This window comes from Methylobacterium sp. GXS13, from assembly GCF_001455965.1.
GTDB lineage: Bacteria > Pseudomonadota > Alphaproteobacteria > Rhizobiales > Beijerinckiaceae > Methylobacterium.
In genome coordinates this window covers 1-23,709 of sequence record NZ_LKKO01000046.1, presented here as the reverse complement: position 1 = coordinate 23,709, position 23,709 = coordinate 1, and the positions used below count along the sequence as shown (strand labels likewise).

Below are 23,709 nucleotides of genomic sequence, written 5' to 3'. Positions count from 1 at the left end.
ATCGCATCGGATAGTCGGGACGCTATGAAGGTTCGCGCCGGACGGCAAGGGCCCCCTCAACCTGGGCAGAGTGCGCCTCGACCACGGTGGATGACCGGGTGCCGAATGCAAGACATGGGTCGCATGGACGTTTCAACATCCGATACGGTCGAAGCAGGCAGCCGCGTGAAGCGCCTGCGGTCTGCGACCGCGGCGGCCCATGATCAGCTCGACCGGCGCGTCATGGCGGGCCAGCCTTTCGCGAGCCTCGAGCGGTACGCGCTGTTCCTCCAGGTTCAATACCGCTTTCACGCACGGGTCGATCCGCTCTATCACGACGGCGCGCTCGGGCCCGTCCTGCCCGATCTCGACGGAAGGCGCCGTCTTGCGCTGATCACGCAGGACCTGTGCGACGTAACCGGCCGGGTCCTCGACGAGCCCAGGCTGCGCGGGGACGCGATCGATCCCGCGGCCGGCCTCGGTTGGCTCTATGTCGCCGAAGGCTCGAATCTCGGCGCGGCCATCCTGCTCAAGGAAGCCCGGAAGCTCGGCCTTTCAGAGGCCCACGGCGCCCGCCACCTCGCCGGGCATCCGGATGGCCGGGGGCTGCACTGGCGGCAATTCACGACGGCCCTCGACCGGATCGCGCTCGCGGCCGACGGCGAGGCACGCGCCGCAGCCGGGGCGACGGAGGCGTTCCGTTACGTGCATCGTCTGGTTGGCGATGCGTTCGGCGACTGAGGCTGCGCCATCCACCGCCCCGTCGCAACAACGCGGACCGCTTGCGTGCGCCAAGCCGTTCGGGGCGACAAACGCATTGACTGGTCAAGCGGGGCCGTTTCAATGCACCACGGTGCTTCCGCCGGGCGTCGGCTTCGCGACGGGGCTGGAATTGGGCTTGGGATGACGAGGATGCGACGGCGCGCGGCTCTGCTGCCCATCGGCTTGGTGACCGTCGGCCTGGGGCTGGCCGGCTGCACCACCGGGTTCTCGTATATCTCGCGGAACTACGTCGCACTCGCGCCGCAGGTCGTCACCATCGGCTGCAAGGAACCCTACGAAGTCTACGACAACCGGCAGATCCGCCGGATGCTGATCGTCTCCAACGCCCTGCGGGAATATGCCGGCTGCAATCTGAGCGACGTGCGGATCGATCCAGATCCGGCGGCAAGCCGGGTGACGCGGTTTCGCACCGCTGCCCGTGCCTATCTCGACGAGACCGTGCGCGAGGATTGCCGGATCACCGGCGAGACCGTGTTCGATCCGCAGAAGAGCGAATTCGCCTATGCCTGCGACGGGCCAATCGAGAAGCGGGGCACGGTGGTGCCGCGATTGCCCGGCCGCAATCCGGGCTTCGTCCAATAGGGATCCGGGCCAGCGGCGCCCGGCCTGAGATCGATCGTCAAGAGCCGGGCTTGGGAAAGGTGCGCTCGGCCGCGTCGCGGGCGGCAGCCAGCAGGGCTCGGGCGAAGGCGCGGGCCTCCGACCGATCCAGCACGATCGCTGCCGTAACCGGGCCGCCGCCGAGATCGGCCAAGGCCAGTTCGAGCCGCACCCCGTCCGGCACGGCGCTCGCCTGAAGGCTCCAGCCGCCTCCTCGATCCGTGCTCTCCGCCATCACTTCTCTCCCGCCCGCCGGACCTGAAAAAACGCCGCAGGCTCCCGCCGGAACGGCCCTCGCCCGGGACTGTTCCTGAGCCGTGCCGAACGCCGCTTCCCTGCCTCGCCTGTCCACCTTCCTCAAGACCGCCGGCCCCGGTCTCGTCGTGATGCTCGCCGATACGGATGTCGGCAGCCTCATAACGGCGGCACAGAGTGGTGCCCGGTGGGGTTACTCCCTGCTGCTGCTGCAGATCCTGCTCGTACCGATCCTGTACATCGTTCAGGAGCTGACGGTCCGCCTGGGGACCGCGACCGGTCGTGGCCACGGAGAGCTGATCCGTGCGCATTACGGGCCGGTCTGGGCCTGGGTGTCGTATACCGGCCTCGTGATCGCCGGGGTCGGAGCGATCGTCACCGAGTTCTCCGGCATTGCCGGGATCGGCGACCTGTTCGGGGTGCCGCGAATCGCAAGCCTCGGACTGCCCGTTGCCCTGCTTCTCGGGCTGGTGTTCACCGGGGGCTACCGGCGCGTCGAGGTCGTGGCGATCGCAGTCGGGCTGTTCGAACTCGTCTTTATCGGGCTCGCCGTCGCGGCCCGGCCGAACCCGGGCGACATCGTCGCCTCCTTTGCCCACATCCCCCTCGGGGACAGCTCCTACCGGGTACTGATCGCCGCCAATATCGGCGCGGTCATCATGCCGTGGATGATCTTCTACCAGCAATCGGCGATCGTCGACAAAGGCCTCGGCTGGGACCATGCCCGGAACGCGCGGCTCGACACCTTCGTGGGGGCCGTGGTCTCCCAATGCGTGATGGGCGCGATCCTGATCGCGGCCGCCGCAACGATCGGTCAGGCCGGGCAGGGGACCAAGAACGGCCTGGAGACCGTGGGTGACTTGGCCGGCGCCTTCACGCCCGCGCTCGGCCCCTGGCTCGGGCAGGTGGTGTTCGGGGTGGGCATCGTCGCGGCCGCGTTTGTGGCCCTCAACGTCGTCGCGCTGGCGCTTGCCTGGGGCTTCGGCGACGTGACCGGCCGACCGCATTCCCTCGAACAGTCGCCCCGCGAGGCGCCGGTCTTCTACGGTGCCTTCGCGCTGGTGGTCGTGGCGGGGGCTGTCGCCGTCGAGCTGGTGACGAATCTCGTGGCGCTCAACATCGCCGTGGAGGTGATGAACGCGCTGCTGCTGCCACTGGCGCTAGGCCTTCTGATCCTGCTGGCCACGCGGGCCCTTCCGGAGGATCGGCGGGTGCGGGGCGCCTACAAATGGGTGGTCTACGGCGTGTCCGGCCTGACCGTGGCGTTCGCCATGGTCGGCGTCCTCGACGGGGTCGGCCTGCTCTGAACCGATTGACGCCGCCGCCCCGATGATGTCTCCCCCGGGCGACCTGACACGGGGAGTCGCGACACATGCAAGAGATCTGGTTCCGCACGGGCGAGGCCACGGTGCTGGCGGCCGAGGGGCAGTACACCGATGCGATGCCCGAGGTGCTGATCGGCTCGGTGCGCGGGCCGGTGGGTCAGGCCTTCGCCTCGATGATGGGGCAGGTCCAGGGCCATACCCGGATGTTCGTGGTGCGCGATCTCAACCAGCTGGTGCGCCCGGCCACGATGATGACCACCAAGGCGACGATCCACACCGCCGAGTATGTCGAGCTGCTCGGCGGCGTCGTCCAGGCCGCCACCGGCGACGCGATCGTGGATTGCATCATCGAGGGCGTTCTACCGAAGGACGGGCTCGACGAGCTGTGCATGATCATCATGATCTGGCTCGACCCCCGCTGCGCCGAGGACGACAATCTCGACCGCAAGGACCTGTACCGGACGAACTATGAGGCGACGAAACTCGCCATCGCCCGCGCCCTGAAGGGCGAGCCGACTGTGGACGAACTGATCGCCAACCGGAAGACCGTGAAGCACTACGCGCTCGAGGACGTGATCGAGTATTGATCAGCCCCGCGCCCGCGCCAGCGTGGTGCGGGCGTAGACTTTGCCCGGCCGATCTTTGGAGCCCGGCCGAGAGACGACGAACGCCCGGAGGCTTTGGTGACGATCGAGCGGCGCGCGCCGCGGGTCACTCCGTCAGGGTCGACTCCGTCCGGCTCTTTGACGCCGGGATCGAACCGGCCAGAGCGTCGGTCAAGCCGGCCTCAGCGGGGCGGAATGCGCCCGACCGAGCAGAGGGTGCGCGTCGTGCTGCTGCCGGGGTCCGTATAGCAGGAGGCCGACCAGCCGCTTTGCTGGATGAAGGACTTGCGGCGCTCCGCCAGGGCGGTCCGGTAGGCGTCGGCGATGATCGGCTCGACCCGGGCGGCCGGCTCGCCGATCAGGATCTCGGAGGCTGTCGCAAGGTCGCGGAAGAAGGCCGCCGAGGGGGCGGGCTCGGCGGAGGTGGCCTGCACGATCGGCTCGGCCCGGCAGGTCACGTCGAACCGGATCGGTCCGGCCAAGCGGATGTCGATGCTCGGCCCGGAGCGCTTCCCGACCTTGCCGCCGATCGCACCGGCGATCTGGCGGGCGAGGTCGTCGCACGGTTCCGCCCGTGCGGCACCGGGCAGGAGCAGCAGACCCGCGAGGGCGGCGAGGAACGGGCGTGGAACGGCGAAGCGTGGCATGGCCGGCACTCTAGCCAGGGCGGTCGGTCTGTCGAGGGCGGGCTTCACGCCCGCATCTGGGCGAAGGTCTTGAGCAGGGCCGGGGCCAAACGCATCCCCGTCGGCACCAGCTCGGCCGGGGGCGGCCGGCGGACGCAATCCTCGAGATAGGCCAGGGATTCCTCCAGCACTGCGCCGGTGAACGGCTTGGCGATCACCGCCGTGGCGCCCTCCAGGTCGTCCGAGAGGGCCCGGGCGTTGGCGGTCATGAACGCGGCCGTGATGCCGCCGATGGCGCGCACCGCATGCGCCACGTCCACCCCCGAGGAATCGTCGCCGAGGCGCAGATCGATCAGGACCAGTTCGGGCCGGGTCTCGTGGACCAGGGCAATAGCCTCGGTCGCCGTCATGGCGGTGCCCACGACACGATAGCCGGCCTCCTCCAGCATCATCTCGATCTGCATCAGGATCAGGGCTTCGTCCTCGACGACGAGGATGCGCATCGGCTCGCTCATGAGGCCTCCAGACCGGTCGCCATCTCGCGGGGCAAGCGGACGTTGACGATCGTGCCCGGGTCGTTCGCCTGCCAGGCGATGCTGGCATTGAGCTGACGGCACAGGGTACCGATCAGCCGCTTGCCGAACGAGCGCTGCTCCATGACCTGCACCGGCATGCCGACCCCGTCGTCGACGATCTTGATGGTGAAGTAGCGCTCGTCCGGCGCCACCGTCACGGACAGCCGGCCGGCCCGGTTGTCCGGGAAGGCATGCTTGAGCGCATTGGTGATCAGCTCGTTCATCATCAGCGCCACCGGCGGGGCCTTGGCGACCGGGATCTCCACCGTCTCGAGGTCCAGGTGCAGGCGGATGCGGTCGAGGCCCGAGCCGCGGACCAAGTCGGTGGCGAGGTCGCGGGCGAATTCGGCGACGTCGAAGCGCTCGACGTTGTTGGATTGGTAGAGCCGGCGGTGGACCGTGCCGAGGGCCTCCACGCGGGTCAGCATCGCCTCCATGGCGGTGCGCGCCGCGGGGTCGGTGATCGCCTTGGTCTGCATGGCGAGCAGGGCCGCGATCATCTGGAGGTTGTTCTTGACCCGGTGATCGACCTCGTGGACCAGCATGGTCTGCGTCGCCAGGGCCTCGGTCAGGTCCCGGGTCCGGCGGGCGACCTCGGCCTCGAAATGGTCCTTCTCCTGCTGGACCCGCAGATGCGCATCCACCCGGTCGGTGACGTCGAGCTGCGAGGCGAAGAAGAACAGCACCTCGCCGGCCTCGTTGGCGACCGGGCTGAGATACAGGGCATTCCAGAACGGCGCCCCGTCCTTGCGGTAGTTCAGCACGTCGATGGCGATGTCGCGCTGCGCCAGAACGGCCTCGCGGATCAGCGCCACGGCGCCGCGATCGGTCTGCTCGCCCTGGAGGAAGCGGCAATTGCGGCCGAGCACGTCCGCACGCTCGTAGCCGCTCATCCGCAGGAACGCGTCGTTGGCGAAGACGATCGGGTTGTCGGGCAGGCGCGGGTTGGTGATGATCATGGCCATCCGCGTGGCGCGGACTGCGGCGGCGAACGGATCACCCTTGCCGTGTTCGGTATCGAGCCGGTCGGTCTGGTGCCAGGCGTCGGGCTGTTCCATCGAACCTGCTCTTCCATGCCCGGCGTTCGTCACCTCCGGCAATCGGCTCAAGCCTGCGGGCGCGCAGACCGGGACCTAAACGGCCGATTCCCGCGAAGGGTTCAGGGGCCGTGCATTTTGCAGCGCGATTCCGCCAGACAGGATGCCGCACCCGCACACGCGTCATCGTCCCCACCCGCCTCGCGGCGCCGGGGGCATGGCCCAAGAGACCCAGCACGAGGGACGCGGGACGCCGCGGGGACCCAGGTGTCGGCCAGATACGCGCGGGATCCGATCCCCGCGGCGACCCGCGGCACCGGCCGGGCATCACCCCCGGCCGCTGCCGTCTTTCTCGTCGCGATGTCTTGTCAGCGCCCCGATCCTGCGACTCCAATGCCAGCGGTCACTGCCCATGGCGCCCAAGCCGCACGGCCAAGCCTTCGGCCAAACCATTGGCCAAGCCGCTTCGCAGCCGAGACGCCCCCGGAACCCGCATTCACCGCCGTGGTCTCTCACCCGACCTCCGCCTCGTAGTGGGCGGGTCCGCAAGTTGCTCAGGGTCAGCCCAGACCCGGGTCGCCGCGGGAGCATTTTTCCGCCCCCGCCGGGCAAACTGCCGCCCGACCTCACGCCCGCATCCGAGACACGCCCCGCATCGGTTCGCCGCCCGGGGCGATGGCGGCTGAGAGCCACCGACGCGGGCACCGCCCCATCCCCCGAGCCCGCCGGTCAGCCCCCGGACGGACCCCCGAAGCGTGCCGCGGGATCGCGCCCGAAGCACCGAGGGACAGGTGACGGCTAATGAGCACAAAATAGGAACATTGTCAAGGGATCGGATTCGGGTCGACAGCTGGTCCCGCCGTCGCAGGAGGGACCAGCGTGGGTGAAACCGGACGCTCGGCCCCGTCTGCACGGGGTGGAAAGCCGAAGGTCTACTTCCGGTACGAGAGACCGCAAAGCAGACGCTATCGAATGGTTGATGTAGGTCGACAACGCTCGTCCTGCGTTGCGCTCCTGCGCGCAGTCTGTCTGGCTCGTGCGCGCAGGTATAGTTGTTGTGTATCAGCGGATACCGCCGCTGGCGGTAATGTTCTCGCCGGTAAGCCAGCGCGCGTCATCGGACGCGAGGAACGTCACGACGCCCGCGATGTCATCCGGGTGGCCGGCGCGGCCGGGCCGCGCGTGCGCGACCATCCCGGCCTCCATCTCCGAGCCAGAGATGCCGGCCGTGTGGGTGCCTTCGGTCACCACGTAGCCGGGGCTGACCACGTTCACGCGTATCTTGCGCGGGGCCAACTCATTGGCGAGGACGCCCGAGATCGCGTTCACCGCGCCCTTCGTACCCGCGTAGACCGCCGCCGCCGGCGTATGCACGTGCGTGATCGCCGATGAGATGTTGACGATGCTCGCGCCTTCGCCGAGATGCTTCGCGGCCGCTCGCGTCGACAGCAGAATGCCGAGCACGTTGACGTCGAACTGGCGGCGATAGTGTTCCTCGGTGACCTCCTCGATCGCCGCAAACTCGTAGATGCCGGAGTTGTTGACCAGCACGTCGAGCCGCCCGAACTCTCGCACCGCCGCCTCGATCAAACCCTGCGCCTCAGAGGCTTTGGACACGTCGCCCTGGACAGCGATGGCCCTGCCGCCGGCCGAGGTGATTGCCGCCACGACGGCGTCAGCCCCGGCCCTGCTGGACGCGTAGTTCACCACCACAGCGGCGCCTTCCTGTGCCAACGCTTTGGCGATCCCCGCACCGATGCCCTTGGATGCTCCGGTCACGACGGCGACCTTGCCCTCAAGCTTCGACATGTGTGCTATCTCCGACATGGGGGGCTCCCGGATGGCAGCCCTTGACCCATAGTTCGGAACTTCGGAACTAACGGAGCGTCGTTCAAGACCCCATATGGACGAAATATGAGACCCCTGTTTCACCCAGCTATCGAAGACGTGCGTCCAGAGGCGATCCTGCACGCGCTCGCCGATCCGAGCCGCGCGGCCATCTTCGCCAAAATCATGCAGGCTGGCTGTGTCGAGGCCTGTTCAGCCGTCTCGGCCGTCGGGGACCGGGTCATCCCAAAATCCTCGTTGTCCAACCACTTCAAGGTTCTGCGCGAGGCCGGTTTGATCCGCAGCGAACGTCACGGCGTCGAGGTGCGCAACCATTCCCGCTGGATCGAGGTGGAGGCACGCTTTCCCGGTCTGCTGGCCGGGATCATCAATGCCTATGCTTCAGACGTCGGCCCCGACTTGCGTGCTGCGGAGACGAGCACTTCTCGATAAAGACGCGACCTAGGTCCGCTTCCGAGAATGCTCCGATCCACCGACGGCGACCGGGTTGGGTCGCTTCCGGCATGGCGGCTCGGGGGGGTTCAGGACGGTCCGCTTGCCAGCACCAAAGGGTTCGAAGCGGACGTCGCGCAACGCACTGTCATGACCTTTGGCCGATCTCGGGAGCAGCCTCGCGCGTCGGCTCCTGGCGCCTGTCAGTCATACCCGGATGCGGTCATCACGTTTCGCGCAGCCACTTCCAGACATGTTGCTCCGTCCCCTGAGCGCCGATCCGTTGGGCCACCCGGCGCTCACCGCGCCAAGCCCGGGGTGGGACGCCGTAGCGGTTGCGGAAGCTGCGGCTGAGCTGCGAGATCGTGTTGAAAGCGAACACCTCGGCCAACCGGCTGATCGTGCGCTTCTCCATCGGATCGGCAAGGGCGTCCCGCACCGCCTCCAAGCGCTGGCCTTGCACGAAGTGCATCACGCCACCCTCCGGCTCGAACAGCCGGTAGAGTGTGGTCCGGGAGATCTGCATCCGCCCGGCGATGAACTCGGGCGATAGGGTGGGCCGCGACAGGTGTTCCTGCACGATCGTCCTGGCCAGCGCGAACAGGCCGCCGTCGAGTTCGCGGCCTTCCAGCACATCCGAGGCCTGCGAGGTATCGAGGACGCGGTGCAGGAGGGCCACGAACGCATCGGCGAGAGCGGGAGCCGCATCAGCGCGTGTCGTCGGCAATTGGCGGTAGATGTCCAGAATGCGTGCGGCCAGGAGCCGGTTTCGGGCCGCATCGAAGAGCAGGTCTTGCTTCTCCACGGGCAGCCCGTGGAGGCGCGTGCGGGGTACGGCGATGCCAATGAAGTCGGCTCGGTCGATCATGCCGTCGAGCACTTGACGGCGACCGATGAAGGTTACGGTGCCCCGCGTCGCCGAGAGCGCTTTGGCGCCGACATCGCCCTGGAAACGGCCGGATCGGTAGAGTTGGACCATGTAGTGGTCGGGACCGGCGTCGACGCGTCGGCGGTCCCGCCGGATCCGCTGGGTCGAAAGGAGCGAACGCTGGGTGACGAGATCGCCGATCTGGTAGGTGATGTTGCTGCCGAACGGCAGCGGGGCGGATGGTGTGGTCGGACTGATCTCGTACATCGGCGCACAGAGCGTGCGCCATCGCTCGAAGGCTTCTCCGGGGGGCAGGCCTGAGGTCTTCAGAAAGAAGTACGGCAGGCCTTTTTCAGCCGTCGTGTCATCCGCACTCAACGAGCCAAATCCTGAATCAGCCAGCTTATTCAAGGACGAGTATTGTATAGGGGCACCTTGATAGGGCAACCCAAATGCGTCTGTGCGGTCTGCCAAGTGCGAAAACGTCGCAAGCGAAGCGAATGACCGCTTTGGCCCCCCAGATGAGCCTTTAACGCGCCGACGTCGATCGACATGACCACGGACGGGCGGCTGGGCCGCGGTGCGAGGCGGGGTTGCCTGCATCGTGGCCGGACTGCTTTCAGGATGCGCGTGCCGTCGCTGGAGCGACCGAGTTGGGTCGGCACCGGATGGGACCAGGCGCCGGATTTCGTCCACCGGATCGCTTCGCGGCACGTGTACGGACGGTGAGGCCCCTCCCGCAGGCCGCTCAATGGAAATCCCGGCTCGGATACATCCGCCGGTCCGGGGGCGCGCCGAAATCCGTGGTCTCGGGGGGCAGCCGCATCCCGGCGGCGCGCAGGTCGCGCAAGGACTCCGTGAGGTCGCGAAACCCCTCGGCGACCAGATGGACCACCCCCTCGGCCCGCTGGACCCGACCACGCACGGCGAGAAAGCGGGCCTGCATGGCGGCCCGGCGGTTGGCCTCGAACACCGTCTTCCAGATGATCACGTTGGCGATGCCGGTCTCGTCCTCCAGGGTCAGGAACACCACGCCCTTGGCGGTGCCCGGCCGCTGGCGGATCAGCACGAGGCCCGCCACCGTGACCCGGGCGCCCTGGGGCAGGGCCGGGTCGCAATGGGCCCGGGCCGGGATCGCGCCGATCCGGGCCAGCCGGCCCCGGAAGAACGCGACCGGGGGCCCCTGGAGCGACAGGCCGGTGGCGGCGTAATCCTCGGCCACCGCCTCGGACAGGGGCAGGGACGGCAGGTCGACCTGCGGCTCGTGCCGGAACAGGCCGTCATCGGCGTGCCAGGCGAAGAGCGGCAGCGGCGCGTCGAGGAGATGGCCGCGGCGCTCGGTCCCGTCCGCCTTGGCGGCCTTGCGGGAGGAGGTGCCCTCCAGCGTGCGCACCATCCACAGGGCGGCGCGCCGGTCGAGGCCCAGCGACCGGAACGCGTCCGCCTCGGCCAGGCGCTCCAGGGCGTTGCGCGGCAAGGCCAGGGCCGCCTGCAGGCCCTCGATGCTGGCATAGCCGTTGGCGCGCAGCCGGACGAGCCGGTGCATCGCGGCCTCGGGCAGGCCGCTCACCTGTCGCAAGCCGAGGCGCACCGCGTGCCGCTTCGGATCCCCGGCCGGCTCCAGGGTGCAGTCCCAGGCGCTGGCATTGACGCAGACGCCCCGCACCTCGACCCCGTGGGCGCGGGCGTCGCGCACCAGCTGGGCCGGCTGGTAGAAGCCCATCGGCTGGGCGTTGAGGATCGCGGCCAGGAACACGTCCGGGTGCCGGCACTTCATCCAGGCGGAGGCGTAGACCAGGAGCGCGAAGCTCGCCGCGTGGCTCTCCGGAAAGCCGTAGGTGGAGAAGCCCTTGATCTGCGCGAAGCAGCGCTGGGCGAAATCCGCCGGGTAGCCGCGGCCGGTCATGCCGCCGACGAATTTTTCCTCGAAGCCGCCGATCGAGCCGACATGCCGGAAGGTCGCCATCGCCCGGCGCAGCCCGTCGGCCTCCGCCGGGGTGAAGCCGGCGGCCGTGATGGCGATCTGCATCGCGTGCTCCTGGAACAGCGGCACCCCGTAGGTCTTGTGCAGCACCGCGTGCAGCTCGTCCGCCGGCCCGTGATCCGGATGCGGGGCCGGATAGACCACCGGCTCCTGTCCCGACCGCCGCCGCAGGTAGGGATGGACCATGTCGCCCTGGATCGGGCCGGGGCGCACGATCGCCACCTGCACGACGAGGTCGTAGAATTCCTTGGGCTTGAGGCGGGGCAGCATCGACATCTGCGCCCGGCTCTCGACCTGGAACACGCCGACGGAATCGGCACGCGCCAGCATCGCGTAGGTGTCGGGATCCTCCCGGGGCAGGTCGGCGAGGGTCTCGTAGAAGGCGCCGTGGTCCCGTTCCAGGAAATCGAGGCCGCGCTTGAGGCAGGTCAGCATGCCGAGCGCCAGCACGTCAACCTTCATCAGGCCGATCGCGTCGATGTCGTCCTTGTCCCACTCGATGAAGGTGCGGTCCGCCATGGCACCGTTGCCCACCGGCACGGTCTCGTCGAGGCGCCCGCGGGTCAGGATGAAGCCGCCGACATGCTGCGACAGGTGCCGGGGAAAGCCGATCAGCTGGTGCGCGAGATCGAGGGCCTGCCGGAGCATCGGGTTGTCGGGGTCGAGGCCGGCCTCGCGCACGTGTTTGTCCGGCACGTCCTTGCCCCAGGAGCCCCAGACCGTGTCGGCGATCGCCGCGGTCACGTCCTCGGTGAGCCCCAGGACCTTGCCGACCTCGCGGATCGCCATGCGCGGGCGGTAATGGATCACCGTGGCGCAGAGGGCGGCGCGGTCCCGGCCGTAGCGGTCGTAGAGGTGCTGGATCACCTCCTCGCGGCGCTCGTGCTCGAAATCGACGTCGATGTCGGGGGGCTCGCCCCGGTTCTCGGAGATGAACCGGGCGAACAGCAGCCGGTGCTTGGACGGGTCCACGGCCGTGATGCCGAGGCAGAAGCACACGGCGGAATTGGCCGCCGAGCCGCGGCCCTGGCACAGGATCCCCTTGCTCCGGGCGAACTCGACCACGTCGAACAGGGTCAGGAAGTAGCGGGCGTAGTCCATCTTTGCGATGAGCCGCAGCTCCTCATGGAGCGTCGCCTCGACCGCGGCCGGGATGTCGCCGGCATAGCGCCAGAGCGCCCGCTCCCAAGTCTTCTCCTCCAGGTATGCCTGCGGCGTGCGGCCCGGCGGCACCGGCTCGTCGGGATATTCGTAGTGCAGCTGCCCGAGGGAGAAGCTGCAGCTCTGGGCGATCTCGACCGTTCTCGCCAGCGCCTCCGGGTGGTCGGCGAACAGCCGGGCCATCTCGTCCGGCGGCTTCAGGTGGCGCTCGGCATTGGCCTCCAGGCGGTAGCCGGCTTGCGTGATCCGGCAGCCCTCGCGGATGCAGGCCACCACGTCCTGGAGCGGGCGCCGTTCGGGATGGTGGTAGAGCGCGTCCGAGACCGCGACCATGGGCGCCCCGTGGCGCTCGCCCAGCTCGGCGAGGAACCCGAGACGGCGGCGCTCGTCGCCGCGCCGCGCGTGGCTCGCCCCGAGCCAGGTCCGGCCTGGGGCGGCCGCGGCCAAGGCTTCGAGCCGGCCCAAAAAACCGTCCGGGGGGCGCAGGCGCCGGCCTGGTGGCCAAGGGGGGGGGATCGCGATGAACATCTGCCCCTCGGCCGCCTCCAGCATCTCGGCGAAGGTGAAGCGGCATTCGCCCTTGCGGCTGCGTCGGTTGCCCCGGGTGAGCAGCAGGCAGAGGCGGCCCCAGGCCTGCCGGTCCGCGGGATAGGTCACGGCCTCGAACCCGTCCTCGGTGACGAGGCGCACGCCGGGCAGGACGCGGATCTTCAAGCCTTCCGCCTCCAGCGCCTGCGCCGCCGCATGCGCCCGCACCACCCCGGCCACGGTGTTGCGGTCGGCGATCCCGATCGCCGCAAGCCCGTAGGCCGCGCCCTGCACGACGTATTCCTGCGGATGCGAGGCGCCGCGCAGGAACGAAAAATTCGTGGTGAGGGCGAGCTCGGCGTACCGGAGTCCCGGCTCCGCGGAGCCGGTCATGGAAACAGCCCGTGGACGAACCAGGCGGCTGGGCGGCCGGGGGCATGCGGCCCGTCCCGGTACAGCCAGAGCCTGCGGCCGGCCTCGCACTCGACCCGGTAATAGTCCCGGGCTTGATGGGAGGCTCCGCCGGACTCCCCATCGGCGGCCGTTCCGGGCACGCGCCACCACTCCGCCGCGATCCGCTCGGGTCCCTCGGCATGGGCGACCCGGTGGATCCGGGCGCGCCAGAGGAAGCGCCGGGGTGGTCCCTCCGGCACCGTGGAGAGAACGTCGAGGGCGGCCTCGCCCCGGGGGAACAGCACCAGGGGCCGGGAGGGGAGGTGGTCCGGCCAGGGGGGCGGATCGGCGGTCCACGGGAGGGTGTGGACGGCCCGCTCCGGGATGTGGCGCGCCTGTGCCCCGAGGCGCAGGAGCGGCCGGCCGAGACGCTGTGCCAGGGCATCGGCCAGGAAGCCGATCCCGTCCCCTTGGGGCGACGCGCCGAGCTCCGTCTGGCGGGCCGACAGGGCGCCGGTCACCGTGACGGTCAGGTCCACGGTCTCGAAGCCGAAGCCGGCATCGAGACCGGCGCCGGCCTGGTCGAGGCGCAGGGCGACCAGGGCGGCGACGCGCTCGGGACAGCGCTCGGGCCGGGACAGGCCGAGATCGAGGACGCGCATCACCCCGTCGACCCGGTGCAGCACGAGGCGTAGCGCAAAGGCGCCGACCCCGTCCCGCTCCAGCCGGGGGGCGATCTCCGCCATCAGCAGCCGGGCGGTGATCACAATGTCCGATTGCCGGCCGATCGGGTCGAGGAAGCCCCGGGCGGCCCGGTACGTGGCCTCCTCGGTGAGCGGCGCCACGGGCTCGGGCCGCCGGCCCATCGCCTGATCGAGGCGGAGCAGCAGGGCCTCGCCGAAGCGGCGGGCCAGCGGCCCCCGGGCCAGGGCATCGACTTCGCCGACCCGGCGCAGGCCGAGCCGCCGCAGGCCCGAGACCGTGCCGGTATGGATGCGCAGGGCCTCCACGGGCAGCCCCCCCAGGGCCTGGGCGGCCTCACCGGGGGGCACGACCACCCGGTCGGCAGCTCCGTAGCGGGCCAGCGCGAAGGCGCCGCCGGGGGTGTCGGCCAGCGCGATCCGGGCGGGGATCTTCGACCGCGCCAGACGCCCGGCCAGATCGTACACGAGGGGCCCCTCGCCGCCGCGCAGGTGGCTCGCCCCGGCGATGTCGACGTAAAACCCGTCCGCCGCCTCGGCCGGCCCGAACGGTGCCACCACCGGGGCGTAGCCCTCCGCCCACCGGCAGAGCCGCAGGAGCGCGGACCGATCGGATTCGGCATCGGCGGGGTAGACTTGGATCGGCACGCCGACCCGCGCCCGGACCCGGCCCAGGAGCTCGCCGGGCCTCAAGCCCAGGGCGGACGCCTCCGGATCGACGGCAAGGAGCCGCAGGCCACCGGGCCCCTCGGCCGCCACCGCGAGCGGGCCCCGGTCAGGCGCGAGACCGGCCCGCCGCAGCCGCGTCACGGGCCAGTGGCTCAGGCAGACGCAGACGATGCGCGGCATGGTCCCACTCCAGAAGCCAGTCGCCGCCGCGGCCGTTGCGGCAGCGCTCGAGCCGCGCCTGCCAGCGCGGGTTGTCCAGGGTCCCGAACCGGTCCCGGGCGGCCGGAGCCGAGGCGATCCGCCAGCGGGTGGCGGCGCCGTTGGGCAGCTCGGCCTCGGCGGGCCGCAGGATCAGCAGGAGCGGCGGCGCGTCGCCTTCGGCGGCGAGTTGCAGGCGCCGGCCCGGCTTCAACGGCAGGCCGTCCGCCAGGAGGCCGACCAGCACCGGCAGGGCCCGGGCGTGGAGCGCCGCCTCGAGCGCGCGAAACACCTCCGCGTCGCCGCCCGCTTCCAGCAGCAGCAACCGGGCCGGATCGAAGCCGAGACCGGCCAATCCGTGGCCGTGGGGCAGGGACTGGTTCGGCGCCGCGGCGATCAGCGCCGCACCTTGCGTCCGGGCAAGCCGGCCGGCACAGAGCGCCAGGGCGAAACCCAGGGCCGCGACGGCGTCCGCAGGCTCCATCGGGGCAATCTCGTGCGGCGGCCCGAGCGCCAGGCCGCCGCCGGGCAGGTGTGCGTCGATCGCCGGCAGTCCCAACGGCAGGACCGGGGGCGGCGCCGCCGGGCCGCCCGGACCCGCGAGGCGCGCCCGCAGGGCCGCCAGCCGCTCCCGGGGGCTTCCCAAAGCGGGATCCCGCCCGGTCTGGTTCGCAGGGTCCGGCCCCATCTCCGCGTGCTCCGATCATGCCGGACGATAGGAACATAACAGGAACATGTTCAAACCGATTCCGTGGGGTCGCGGAATCGGACGCTGGGGCAGCGGCTTGGCCTGTGGATGAATGTGGACGCCTGTGGAATCGGCCGGGCCGTCCGCGACCAAAGCCACGGTTGACCATCTCCACGGCCCGGGACCACAAGTCGGTGGCCGCGCGCCAGACGCGGCGGACACGGTCCGAGCATGCGCCCAGCCCTCGCCTTGACGATCCTGCTCGCCCTCTCCGGAGCGGCCTTCGCCCAGCAGCCGTCCGATCCCGGCCCCGCCCCATCCTCCGAGCCACGCCCGCGCCAAGCCAGGCCGAGACCCCGGCAGGCCCCGGTCCCAAGCCAGCCGATCATGGTCTACGACGCCCGGATCGAGGCCGGCGACCTGCGAGTCTCGGGCTCTGTGCGCAAGCCCGGGGCGTTCGTGGTCCTGGACGACGACATCTCGATCCAGGCCGACCGGCGCGGGCGCTTCACCTTCCGGGTGCCCTACCGGCCGCCGACCTGCGTGGTGACCCTCAAGGCCGAGCCGGACGAGCGCGAGGCCGTGGTCGCCAACTGCGCCGCCGAGGGTCCCCCGGGCCCGCCCGGCCCTCAGGGTGCCGCGGGGCCGCCCGGGGAGGCGGGTTTGAAGGGTGAGCCGGGCCCGAAGGGCGATCAGGCCCCCAAGGGTGAGCCGGGCGCTCCGGGCATCCCGGGCCCCAAGGGGGATCAGGGTCCCAAAGGGGATCAGGGCCCCAAGGGCGAAGCCGGGGTCCAGGGCGAGCCGGGACCTAGGGGTGAGCCAGGCCCCAAGGGCGATGTCGGAATCAAGGGCGCGACCGGCCCGGTCGGCGCGGCAGGGCCAAAAGGCGAGGCCGGCGCGTCCGCCCTCCGGGCCGTGCGCAGGTCCGACTGCGCGGGCGGCTGCACCGTCACATGCCCGGCCGAGGAGATTCTGGTCACCGCCCACTGCCTGAAGGCCGGCACCCCGGTCTATGACGGGGAGGGCGCCACCTGCCCGGCGGAAGCCTCGGGGATCGTCGGGTTCTGCACCCGGCCGTGATGGCAGCGGGTGGCACGTTCTTCCTCTCGAAGGCCGTGGGCTCACCCCTCTCCCCGCAAGCGGGGCGAGGGGAATTCCGCCTGCACGCCCAAGTGAAGGCTAAAGCCTGCGCCACCGTGCAAACGATCGGAAACCCGATAGGAGCGGCCCCGATCAGCCGCCGGGCCCGTGCAGCCAGTCCAGCATCCCGGCGGCGGCGGCCCGGCCGCCTGCGAAGGCGCCCTGGAGCAGGTAGCCGCCGGTCGGGGCCTCCCAGTCGAGCATCTCGCCGGCCAGGAACAGGCCCGGGCGGGCGCGCAGCATGGCGCGGCCGTCGAGGGCGTCGAGGCGCACCCCGCCGGCCGTCGAGATCGCCCGCTCGATCGGAGCCGAGCCGACGAGGTCGAGGGGCGCGGCCTTGATCAGCCCGGCCAGCGCCTCGGGCTCGGCCGGAAGGGCACCGGCCGCCTCGCGCAGCAGGCCCGCGGCCACCGGCGAGAGCCCCGCGGCCTTGCGCAGACGGGTCGCAGTCGAATCCCCCGGCCGCGCCTCGGCGAGGCGGCGGGCCAGAGCGTCCCGGGTCAGGTCGGGACGCAGATCGACGATCAGGCGGGCGCTTCCTCGCGCGGTGATCGCCGTGCGCAGGACGCGCGACAGGGCGTAGACCGCTCCGCCCTCGATCCCGGTCTGGGTGATCACCGCCTCGCCCCGCACGGCCGTGCCGTCGCAGGCGAGTGCCACCCGCTTGAGCGGCGCGCCGGCGAACCGCCCGCGGAACAGGTCGGACCAGGCCACCGCGAAGCCGGCATTGGCCGGCTCCAAGGGCGCGACTTCCACGCCGAGGCCTTCGAGGAGCGGCACCCAGCGCCCGTCCGAGCCGAGCCGCGGCCAGCTCGCCCCACCGAGCGCCAGCAGGGCTGCCCGGGGCCGGATCTCGACCGCGCCATCGGGCGTCTCGAAATGAAAAGACCCCTCGGCGATCGCCGTCAGCCGGTGGCGGGTGCGGATCCGGACGCCGAGCCGGTCGAGCCGCGTCAGCCAGGCCCGCAGCAGCGGCGACGCCTTGAAGCTCGTCGGGAACACCCGTCCGCTCGACCCCACAAAGGTCGGCTCGCCGAGTTCCGCGCACCAATCCCGCAGCGCCTCCGGGGGGAAGGCCGCGATGGCCGCGTCGAGATGGCCAGCGGGATGGTAGCGGGCCAGGAAATCCGCGCGCGGCTCGCTGTGGGTGAGGTTAAGGCCGCCGCGCCCGGCGATCAGCAGCTTGCGGCCCACCGACGGCATCCGGTCATAGACCGTGACCGCACGGCCGGCCTGCGCCAGCACCTCGGCCGCAGCCAGCCCGGCCGGCCCGCCGCCCACGATGGTCACCTCTTGGGCGATGTTGTGTGTGTCGTCCGGCATCCGTCTGGAGAGGGGCAGACCGCCTCTGCCTGTCAAGCCGGAAGGGCTGGGAGGAGGCGGGACGCAAAGGCGTGCGCTACGCGCCGTGCAGGTTCACCCGTGAAGCTGTAGGAACCAAAATGCGACACAGATAGGTTCTTCTCCGTTCTCCGCCTCGCGGAGATGGACGACCTTCGTATCCGAGGGCCGTCGGCGCACTTATCCCTCTCGCCGAGTTGTCCATTCCACACGGATGCGGACGGCCGTGCAGCTCGGACCAAAGGTCAAGATACGTGGGCCCTCCCATCGCCGTCACCGGGATCCAGGCGCAGCCAGCCCCCGCCGCCGCCCGGGAGCGCCTCAGCCCCCTCGAGATCCGCGCGATCGTGTTCGGCCTGATGACCGCGATGCTGCTCGCGGCCCTCGACCAGACCATCGTGGCCACCGCGATGCCGACCATCGGGCTCGCTCTCGGCGATGCCGCAAACCTCCCCTGGATCGTCACGGCCTACCTGCTGGCCTCCACGGCGGTCACGCCGCTCTACGGCAAGCTGTCCGACATCCACGGCCGGCGGATCATGCTGCTGATCGCCATCGCGACCTTCGTGCTCGGCTCGCTCGCCTGCGCGGTGGCCCCCACCATGGTGACCCTAGCGCTCGCCCGGGGCCTCCAGGGTATCGGCGGCGGCGGGCTGATCGCCCTGTCGCAGACCATCCTGGCCGACATCATGGCGCCCAAGGAGCGGGCGCGCTACCAGGTGGTGATCGCCGGCGTGTTCGTCGCGGCCTCGGTGGCCGGCCCCCTGCTCGGAGGCTTCTTCGCCCAGCACCTGCACTGGTCGCTGATCTTCTGGATCAACCTGCCGATCGGCTTTCTCGCCTTCGCGCTGACCAACGCCAAGCTGAAGCTGCTGCCGCGCAACGAGCGCCGCCACACGCTGGACTATCCCGGCGCGGTCCTGCTGGTGCTGAGCTCGACCACCCTGTTGCTGGCCCTGAGCTGGGGCGGCGTGCGCTATCCCTGGGGCTCCGCTCCGGTGCTCGGCCTGCTTGCCCTGGCGGCCGTGCTAGGCGGCGGGTTCGCGGCCCGGCTCGCCACGGCGGCCGAGCCGCTGATCCCCACGGAGGTGCTGAAGGACCGAGTGGTCTACAGCGCCACCCTGTCCGCCTGCTTCGCGATGGGTACCTTCATCGGCTTGACCATCTACGTGCCCATCTTCCTGGAGGGCGTGATCGGGCTCACCGCCAGCGAGTCCGGCGTGGCCCTGGTGCCGCTGATGGTCGGCACCGTCACGGGGGCCACGCTCTCGGGCCGGTCGATGCTGCTGTTCCGGCACTACAAGCGCCTGCCGCTCGCCATGATGAGCCTCAGCATCGCCTGCTGCGCCGTCATCGCCCTGGAGGGGCGGGCGCTGCCGTTCTGGCTGATGGAGGTGCTGTTCGCCCTGCTCTCCATGGGGATCGGGACGATCCTGCCGCTCTCCACCATCGCGATCCAGAACGCGGTGGCGCCCCACCAGCTCGGCATCGCGACCGCGGCGATGAATTTCTTCCGCTCGCTCGGCGGCGCGCTGATCGTGGCCGCCTTCGGGACGATCGTGCTGGGCGGCGCCACCGGGACCGGGCACGATGTCGAGAGCCTGATCCGCGGCGGCGATCCCGCGCAGCTCGCCCTGACCTTCCGCTGGGTATTCCTAGCCGCCTGCTTCGGCCTGGTGGCGGCCTTCGGGTTCCTCGCCTACATGGAAGAACGCCCGCTGGGCGAGCGTCCCGCGGCGAGGCCCGGCCGCGCGCCGACCGCCGAGATCCCGACATGAGGCTCCAATCTTGGCTTGGGTGATCCTGCTCGCGGCCGGCCTGCTGGAGGTGGTCTGGGCCTACGCGATGAAGCGCTCCGCGGGCTTCACAGCGCTCATCCCGAGCATCGTGACGGTCGTGGCCGCTCTCGGCAGCTTCGTCCTGCTGGCCTTTGCGATGCGCAGCCTGCCGCTGGGCACCGCCTACACGGTCTGGACCGGTATCGGGGCGGTCGGCGCCTTCCTGCTCGGCATCCTGATGCTCGGCGAGAGCGCGAGCCCGCTGCGGATCGCTGCGGCGGCGCTGATCGTCTCGGGCCTGGTACTGATGAAGCTCTCCGGGGAAAGCTGAGCCGGAGTCCGCCGGCCGCCACGGCCGTGCCCTTGAATCGCCCGGTTCGCCCGCTTAATTCGCTCCCATCGGCTGCGGGCCCCTCTGGCGGGCGCTGTTCAGCGCCCGTGATGTCGGAGCCGATGCTTTCCTTCCGGAATCAGCATCAGGTCCCGCACATGATGGACGTTCTCACCGTCGAATGGCTCGGCAAGCCATTGTGGATGTGGCTCGGCTTCCACGTTCTTATCGCCTGCCTGCTCGCCTTCGATCTCGGGCTGCTGCACCGGGACAAGGAGCATGAGATCGGCGTGCGGGAGAGCCTGCTGCTGACCGGCTTCTACTTGTCCCTCGGCCTCGCCTTCGGCGGCTGGATCTGGTGGTATCTCGGGCCTCAGGCGGGTGAAGAGTACGTCACCGGCCTCGTGGTCGAGAAGTCGCTGTCCATGGACAACGTCTTCGTCATCGCCATGATTCTGGCCGCGCTCGGCATCCCCCGCGCCGCCCAGCACCGGGTCCTGCTCTGGGGGATCCTGGCCGCCGTGCTCCTGCGGGGCCTGATGATCGGCCTCGGCGCGGCCCTGGTCCACCAGGTCCACTGGGTGCTGTCGCTGTTTGCCGCCTTCCTGATCTTCGCCGGCCTGAAGATCCTGTTCTCGGGTCCCGAGGAGGAAGGCGACTTTCAGAACAGCGCGATCGTGCGCTGGATCAAGAAGACCTTCCGGGTCACGCCCGAGCTGCATGGCCAGCATTTCGCGATCCGCCGGCCCGATCCGGCCACCGGCCGGAAGGCCCTGTGGTTCACCCCGTTGGCCCTTGCTCTGGTGCTGGTCAACGGCGCCGACGTGATCTTCGCCGTCGACAGTGTGCCCGCGATCTTCGCGATCACCACCGACACGTTCGTGGTCTACACCTCCAACATCTTCGCGATCCTGGGGCTCCGCGCCCTCTATTTCGCGCTCGCCGCGATGGTCGACCGCTTCGCGTATCTCAAGACCGCGCTCGCCTTCATCCTGATCTTCATCGGCGCCAAGATCGTGGTCGCCGACACGTTCGGGCTGATCCACGTGCAGCCCTGGGTCTCCCTGGTGGTGACCCTGTCGTTGCTGGCGATCGGCGTGCTCTACAGCCTGTGGCGCACCCCCCGCGCCGCCCCGGCCCCGGCGGTCTCCGGCTCGGCACGCCAGGAGGCGGGCGCCCACCGCGCATGAGGTCCAGGTTTCAAAGGGTCGAGACCTTTGCGGGTCCGGGGCAGAGCCTGGTGTCTCGGGGCTCCGCCCCCGAACCCCGCAAAAGGGCAGAGCCCTTTGGAAACCTCGGGATTTTCAGCCTCGTGTCGGCAGGGCGGCGATCAGGTCGCGCAGGGTGGTGATGGTCGAGGCGTCGGCCACCCCGTCCACCCGTGCCTGGCGGAAATGGCGCTGGAACGCCGTGACGACCGCATGCGTGCGCGCGTCGAAGACACCGGTCAGCGGCAGGTCGTAGCCGTAGAGCGCGAACATCGCCTGCAGCGCCTCCACGGGCTGTCCGGCATCGCCCTGCGCGAAGAACCGTCCGTCCCGCAGGCTGGCCGGCGGCACGCTGTGGCCAACGCCCTCCGCGGCGAGGCGGTCCCACGGAAACGTCTCGCCCGGATCCTCCTTGCGCTCGGGCGCCACGTCGGAATGGGCCAGGATCCGCTCGGGCGGGATCGGCCAGCGTTCCAGGATGTCCCGGGCGAGCGCGATCACCGCGGCGACCTGCGCCTCCGGGTAGGGCGGCAGCCCGCCGGCATGGCCCGGATGGACGATCTCGATCCCGATCGAACGGGAATTGAGGTCGGTGACGCCCTTCCAGGCGCCCCGGCCCGCGTGCCAGGCGCGGCGCGCCTCGGGCACCATCTGGACGATGCCGCCATCCTCGAACACGAGATAGTGGGCCGAAACCTCGCTCAGCGGATCGCGCAGCCGCGCCAGGGCGGCGGCCCCACTCTCCATGCCGGTATAGTGCAGGATCAGCATGTTGGGGGGCGGGCCGTGGCGCTCGCCATGATTCGGCGAGGGCGCGACGCGGCGGGCGAGGGGGCTGTCCGGGGTCAGCGTCATGGCCGGTTTGTGCCATGGTTCACGCCCGGATGCGCCGTCGAAAGTTCCGGATCGCGCGGACGCGTCATTGACGGCGTTCGGACGATGCGCCCACATGCAGGGCAACAGCGGAGGTCGACGATGGCCGGCCCGGTACGGGAAAAGGCGGCGCCCCGGCGCATCGGCGTGAAGACGTTTCGGGGCAACCTCGACGCTTTCCTGCGCGAGGCCCGGGACGGCAACACGTTCCTGATCACGGCGCGCGGCGAGGTCTTGGCCGAGATTCGACCGCCCGCTGAAGCGATTCGGGCAGCCCGGACGCCCGGGACGCTCCGCGGCCGGATCCGCATGGCCCACGATTTCGACACCCTCCCGCCGGAGGTGCTGGCGTCGATGCAGGGCGAGGAGCCGTGAGGCTCCTGCTCGACACGCATGCGCTTCTCTGGTGGCTCGGTGACAGCGACGCTCTTGGGCACCAAGCGCGTGCACTGATCGCGGATCCCGGCAACGACGTGCTGGTCAGCGTCGCCACGCTCTGGGAAATCGTCGTCAAGGTCCGGATCGGCAAGCTGCAGGCCAATATCGCGGAGATCGATGCAGCCCTCGTGCAGGACCAGTTCGTCCGATTGGACATTCAACCAGCACATCTTGCGGTGCTCAGCAGCCTGCCGAAGCACCCCGATCATCGCGATCCGTTCGATCACCTGCTCGTCGCGCCGGCGATCAGTGAAGACGCGACGTTCGTCTCCGAGGATCGGCATGCCCCCCGGTATCCGGTGCGGCTCGTCACCTGCTCCGACCCTGCGGCCTGAGGTGCTCACCGCTGCCCCCGCTCCTGCACGATCCGGTCATAGGCCGCATTGATCGCGGCCAGGCGGCTGGTGGCGATCGTCACCGCGTCGGCCGGGAGGCCCCGGGCGAGCGCCCGGTCGGGATGGTGCTCGGCCACCAGCGCCCGGTGGCGTGCCTTCACGGCCGCCTCGTCGGCGTCGCGGTCGAGCCCGAGCACTGCGTAGGGGTCGTCCGGCAGCCGCACGTGCCGAGCCGCGATGCGTTGGAAGGCGGTCTCGTCGAAGCCGAAGATCCCCGACACGGCGCGCAGGTAGCGCTCCTCGGCCTCGTGGAGGGCCCCATCGGCGCCGGCGATCTGGAACAGGCCGTCGAGTACATCCTCGAGGAGGGCAGGCTCCTCGCCGAAGGTCGCCGCGAGTTGGCGGGCATAGGCTTCGAAGCCGCTGGTGGTTTTCTTCGCCAAATCGAACAGGCGCTCGACGCCAGCCCGCGCCGAGTCTTCGACGTGAACGACCCGGCCGAACGCTTCGACCTCGGAGGGCAGCACGACGCCGTCGGACTTGGCCATCTTGGCGGCGAGGGCCACCAGCCCGGTCGTGAACACCACGTCGCGGGGCGTCGGCCCGAAGGGTGCGCCGATTCGGTCGACCAGGAAATGGCCGGCGACGCCGCCGATCAGCGCCCCGAGGGGACCGCCGACGGCGAGCCCGAGCTCGGCACCCCCGAGCTTGCCCCAGGGCCCCTGAGGCTTGCCCTGCGGCTTGGCCTCCTGGCTCATGGGCGGGGCGATCCCGAATGGGATCGTGGACTCGGTGCGATCATGGTCGACGGCTTTGCGTCCCGCGCCGGGGACGCGCCCGGCCGGGGCCGGGATAGCCGCTCCTCAGGCGGCGCGGAAGGGCCGGGACGTGCCCGGCCCCCGCTCTGGGCGCTTTAGCGGCAGTAGATGTTGCCGTAGGCGTCGCGGTAGGTGCCGTAGGGGCAGCGCGGCGCGGTCGAGCCGACCGCGATGGCGCCGCCGGCGCCGCCG

At 70.3% G+C, this 23,709-nt stretch carries 23 protein-coding genes; 11 read left to right on the top strand and 12 right to left on the bottom strand.

The genetic code is table 11. The features are described from left to right. Nucleotides 1-123: 123 nt before the first annotated feature. Both AO398_RS16925 and AO398_RS16920 read left to right on the top strand, forming a co-directional pair. Nucleotides 124-720, top strand: a complete 597-nt coding sequence (locus AO398_RS16925; protein ID WP_058193288.1) for a biliverdin-producing heme oxygenase — start codon at nt 124-126, stop codon at nt 718-720. 171 nt (nt 721-891) lie between these two features. Continuing rightward, nucleotides 892-1,344 (top strand): hypothetical protein, encoded by a 453-nt coding sequence (locus tag AO398_RS16920; protein ID WP_058193287.1) that lies wholly within the window; start codon nt 892-894, stop codon nt 1,342-1,344. A 37-nt stretch (nt 1,345-1,381) separates the two neighbouring features. Here AO398_RS16920 and AO398_RS16915 read toward each other — a convergent pair whose 3' ends face one another. Next, the gene (locus tag AO398_RS16915; protein ID WP_058193286.1) at nt 1,382-1,597 is read right to left on the bottom strand and encodes a hypothetical protein; all 216 of its coding nucleotides are present in this window, start codon (nt 1,595-1,597) and stop codon (nt 1,382-1,384) included. Nucleotides 1,598-1,679: 82 nt separating this feature from the next. Here AO398_RS16915 and AO398_RS16910 point away from each other — a divergent pair, with 82 nt between their 5' ends. Continuing rightward, the gene (locus AO398_RS16910; RefSeq protein WP_058193285.1) at nt 1,680-2,924 is read left to right on the top strand and encodes a divalent metal cation transporter; all 1,245 of its coding nucleotides are present in this window, start codon (nt 1,680-1,682) and stop codon (nt 2,922-2,924) included. A 65-nt stretch (nt 2,925-2,989) separates the two neighbouring features. After that, the gene (gene fae / locus AO398_RS16905) at nt 2,990-3,529 is read left to right on the top strand and encodes a formaldehyde-activating enzyme (protein ID WP_007560667.1); all 540 of its coding nucleotides are present in this window, start codon (nt 2,990-2,992) and stop codon (nt 3,527-3,529) included. Nucleotides 3,530-3,729: 200 nt separating this feature from the next. Here fae and AO398_RS16900 read toward each other — a convergent pair whose 3' ends face one another. The 4 genes from AO398_RS16900 to AO398_RS16885 all read right to left on the bottom strand — a co-directional run bounded on the left by AO398_RS16900 (nt 3,730) and on the right by AO398_RS16885 (nt 7,594). Further along, nucleotides 3,730-4,194, bottom strand: coding sequence for a hypothetical protein (locus tag AO398_RS16900; protein WP_058193284.1), 465 nt, complete (start codon nt 4,192-4,194; stop codon nt 3,730-3,732). A gap of 44 nt (nt 4,195-4,238) precedes the next feature. After that, entirely contained in the window at nt 4,239-4,688 is a 450-nt protein-coding gene (locus AO398_RS16895; RefSeq protein ID WP_058193283.1) for a response regulator, read from the bottom strand. Then, nucleotides 4,685-5,806 (bottom strand): histidine kinase dimerization/phosphoacceptor domain -containing protein, encoded by a 1,122-nt coding sequence (locus tag AO398_RS16890; RefSeq protein ID WP_058193282.1) that lies wholly within the window; start codon nt 5,804-5,806, stop codon nt 4,685-4,687. Before AO398_RS16890 ends, AO398_RS16895 begins: the two co-directional genes overlap by 4 nt. A 1,041-nt stretch (nt 5,807-6,847) precedes the next feature. Then, a complete protein-coding gene (locus tag AO398_RS16885; RefSeq protein WP_058193281.1) occupies nt 6,848-7,594 on the bottom strand; it encodes a glucose 1-dehydrogenase in 747 nt (248 codons plus the stop codon). A gap of 105 nt (nt 7,595-7,699) precedes the next feature. Here AO398_RS16885 and AO398_RS16880 point away from each other — a divergent pair, with 105 nt between their 5' ends. Then, nucleotides 7,700-8,065, top strand: coding sequence for a helix-turn-helix domain-containing protein (locus AO398_RS16880; protein WP_058193280.1), 366 nt, complete (start codon nt 7,700-7,702; stop codon nt 8,063-8,065). A gap of 226 nt (nt 8,066-8,291) precedes the next feature. Here AO398_RS16880 and AO398_RS16875 read toward each other — a convergent pair whose 3' ends face one another. From AO398_RS16875 to AO398_RS16860, 4 genes are all read right to left on the bottom strand, one after another. Then, entirely contained in the window at nt 8,292-9,311 is a 1,020-nt protein-coding gene (locus tag AO398_RS16875) for a helix-turn-helix domain-containing protein (protein ID WP_058193279.1), read from the bottom strand. 370 nt (nt 9,312-9,681) lie between these two features. Then, nucleotides 9,682-12,999, bottom strand: a complete 3,318-nt coding sequence (locus AO398_RS16870; RefSeq protein ID WP_058193278.1) for an error-prone DNA polymerase — start codon at nt 12,997-12,999, stop codon at nt 9,682-9,684. Further along, nucleotides 12,996-14,549, bottom strand: a complete 1,554-nt coding sequence (locus AO398_RS16865) for a DUF6504 family protein (protein WP_244498808.1) — start codon at nt 14,547-14,549, stop codon at nt 12,996-12,998. The genes AO398_RS16870 and AO398_RS16865 overlap by 4 nt, the downstream gene beginning before the upstream one ends. Beyond that, on the bottom strand, nt 14,476-15,255 hold the full coding sequence (locus AO398_RS16860) for a hypothetical protein (protein ID WP_058193276.1): 780 nt from the start codon (nt 15,253-15,255) through the stop codon (nt 14,476-14,478). The genes AO398_RS16865 and AO398_RS16860 overlap by 74 nt, the downstream gene beginning before the upstream one ends. Nucleotides 15,256-15,486: 231 nt before the next feature. On the opposite strand from AO398_RS16860, the gene AO398_RS16855 reads away from it, so the two are divergent. Continuing rightward, complete coding sequence (locus tag AO398_RS16855; protein ID WP_058193275.1) at nt 15,487-16,335, top strand: collagen-like protein; 849 nt, start codon at nt 15,487-15,489, stop codon at nt 16,333-16,335. Nucleotides 16,336-16,488: 153 nt separating this feature from the next. Here AO398_RS16855 and AO398_RS16850 read toward each other — a convergent pair whose 3' ends face one another. Next, nucleotides 16,489-17,718, bottom strand: a complete 1,230-nt coding sequence (locus tag AO398_RS16850) for a TIGR03862 family flavoprotein (protein ID WP_058193274.1) — start codon at nt 17,716-17,718, stop codon at nt 16,489-16,491. A 272-nt stretch (nt 17,719-17,990) separates the two neighbouring features. Here AO398_RS16850 and AO398_RS16845 point away from each other — a divergent pair, with 272 nt between their 5' ends. From AO398_RS16845 to AO398_RS16835, 3 genes are all read left to right on the top strand, one after another. After that, nucleotides 17,991-19,514 carry an MDR family MFS transporter gene (locus AO398_RS16845; protein WP_201025788.1) on the top strand — a complete coding sequence of 508 codons (1,524 nt, stop codon included), beginning with the start codon at nt 17,991-17,993 and terminating at the stop codon, nt 19,512-19,514. Between the two features lie 10 nt (nt 19,515-19,524). Continuing rightward, entirely contained in the window at nt 19,525-19,845 is a 321-nt protein-coding gene (gene sugE / locus AO398_RS16840) for a quaternary ammonium compound efflux SMR transporter SugE (protein ID WP_058193273.1), read from the top strand. Nucleotides 19,846-20,003: 158 nt separating this feature from the next. Continuing rightward, nucleotides 20,004-21,035: a TerC family protein gene (locus AO398_RS16835; protein ID WP_058193300.1), complete on the top strand. Its 1,032-nt coding sequence runs from the start codon at nt 20,004-20,006 to the stop codon at nt 21,033-21,035. A 114-nt stretch (nt 21,036-21,149) separates the two neighbouring features. Here AO398_RS16835 and AO398_RS16830 read toward each other — a convergent pair whose 3' ends face one another. After that, complete coding sequence (locus AO398_RS16830) at nt 21,150-21,908, bottom strand: N-acetylmuramoyl-L-alanine amidase (protein WP_058193272.1); 759 nt, start codon at nt 21,906-21,908, stop codon at nt 21,150-21,152. A 120-nt stretch (nt 21,909-22,028) separates the two neighbouring features. On the opposite strand from AO398_RS16830, the gene AO398_RS16825 reads away from it, so the two are divergent. Together AO398_RS16825 and AO398_RS16820 are read left to right on the top strand one after the other, a co-directional pair. Continuing rightward, nucleotides 22,029-22,301, top strand: a complete 273-nt coding sequence (locus AO398_RS16825) for a hypothetical protein (protein WP_058193271.1) — start codon at nt 22,029-22,031, stop codon at nt 22,299-22,301. Then, nucleotides 22,298-22,699 (top strand): type II toxin-antitoxin system VapC family toxin, encoded by a 402-nt coding sequence (locus AO398_RS16820; RefSeq protein WP_058193270.1) that lies wholly within the window; start codon nt 22,298-22,300, stop codon nt 22,697-22,699. Before AO398_RS16825 ends, AO398_RS16820 begins: the two co-directional genes overlap by 4 nt. 5 nt (nt 22,700-22,704) lie before the next feature. Here the strand turns inward: AO398_RS16820 and AO398_RS16815 are convergent, their stop codons facing one another. Further along, on the bottom strand, nt 22,705-23,457 hold the full coding sequence (locus AO398_RS16815; RefSeq protein WP_058193269.1) for a TerB family tellurite resistance protein: 753 nt from the start codon (nt 23,455-23,457) through the stop codon (nt 22,705-22,707). Nucleotides 23,458-23,709: the final 252 nt, after the last annotated feature.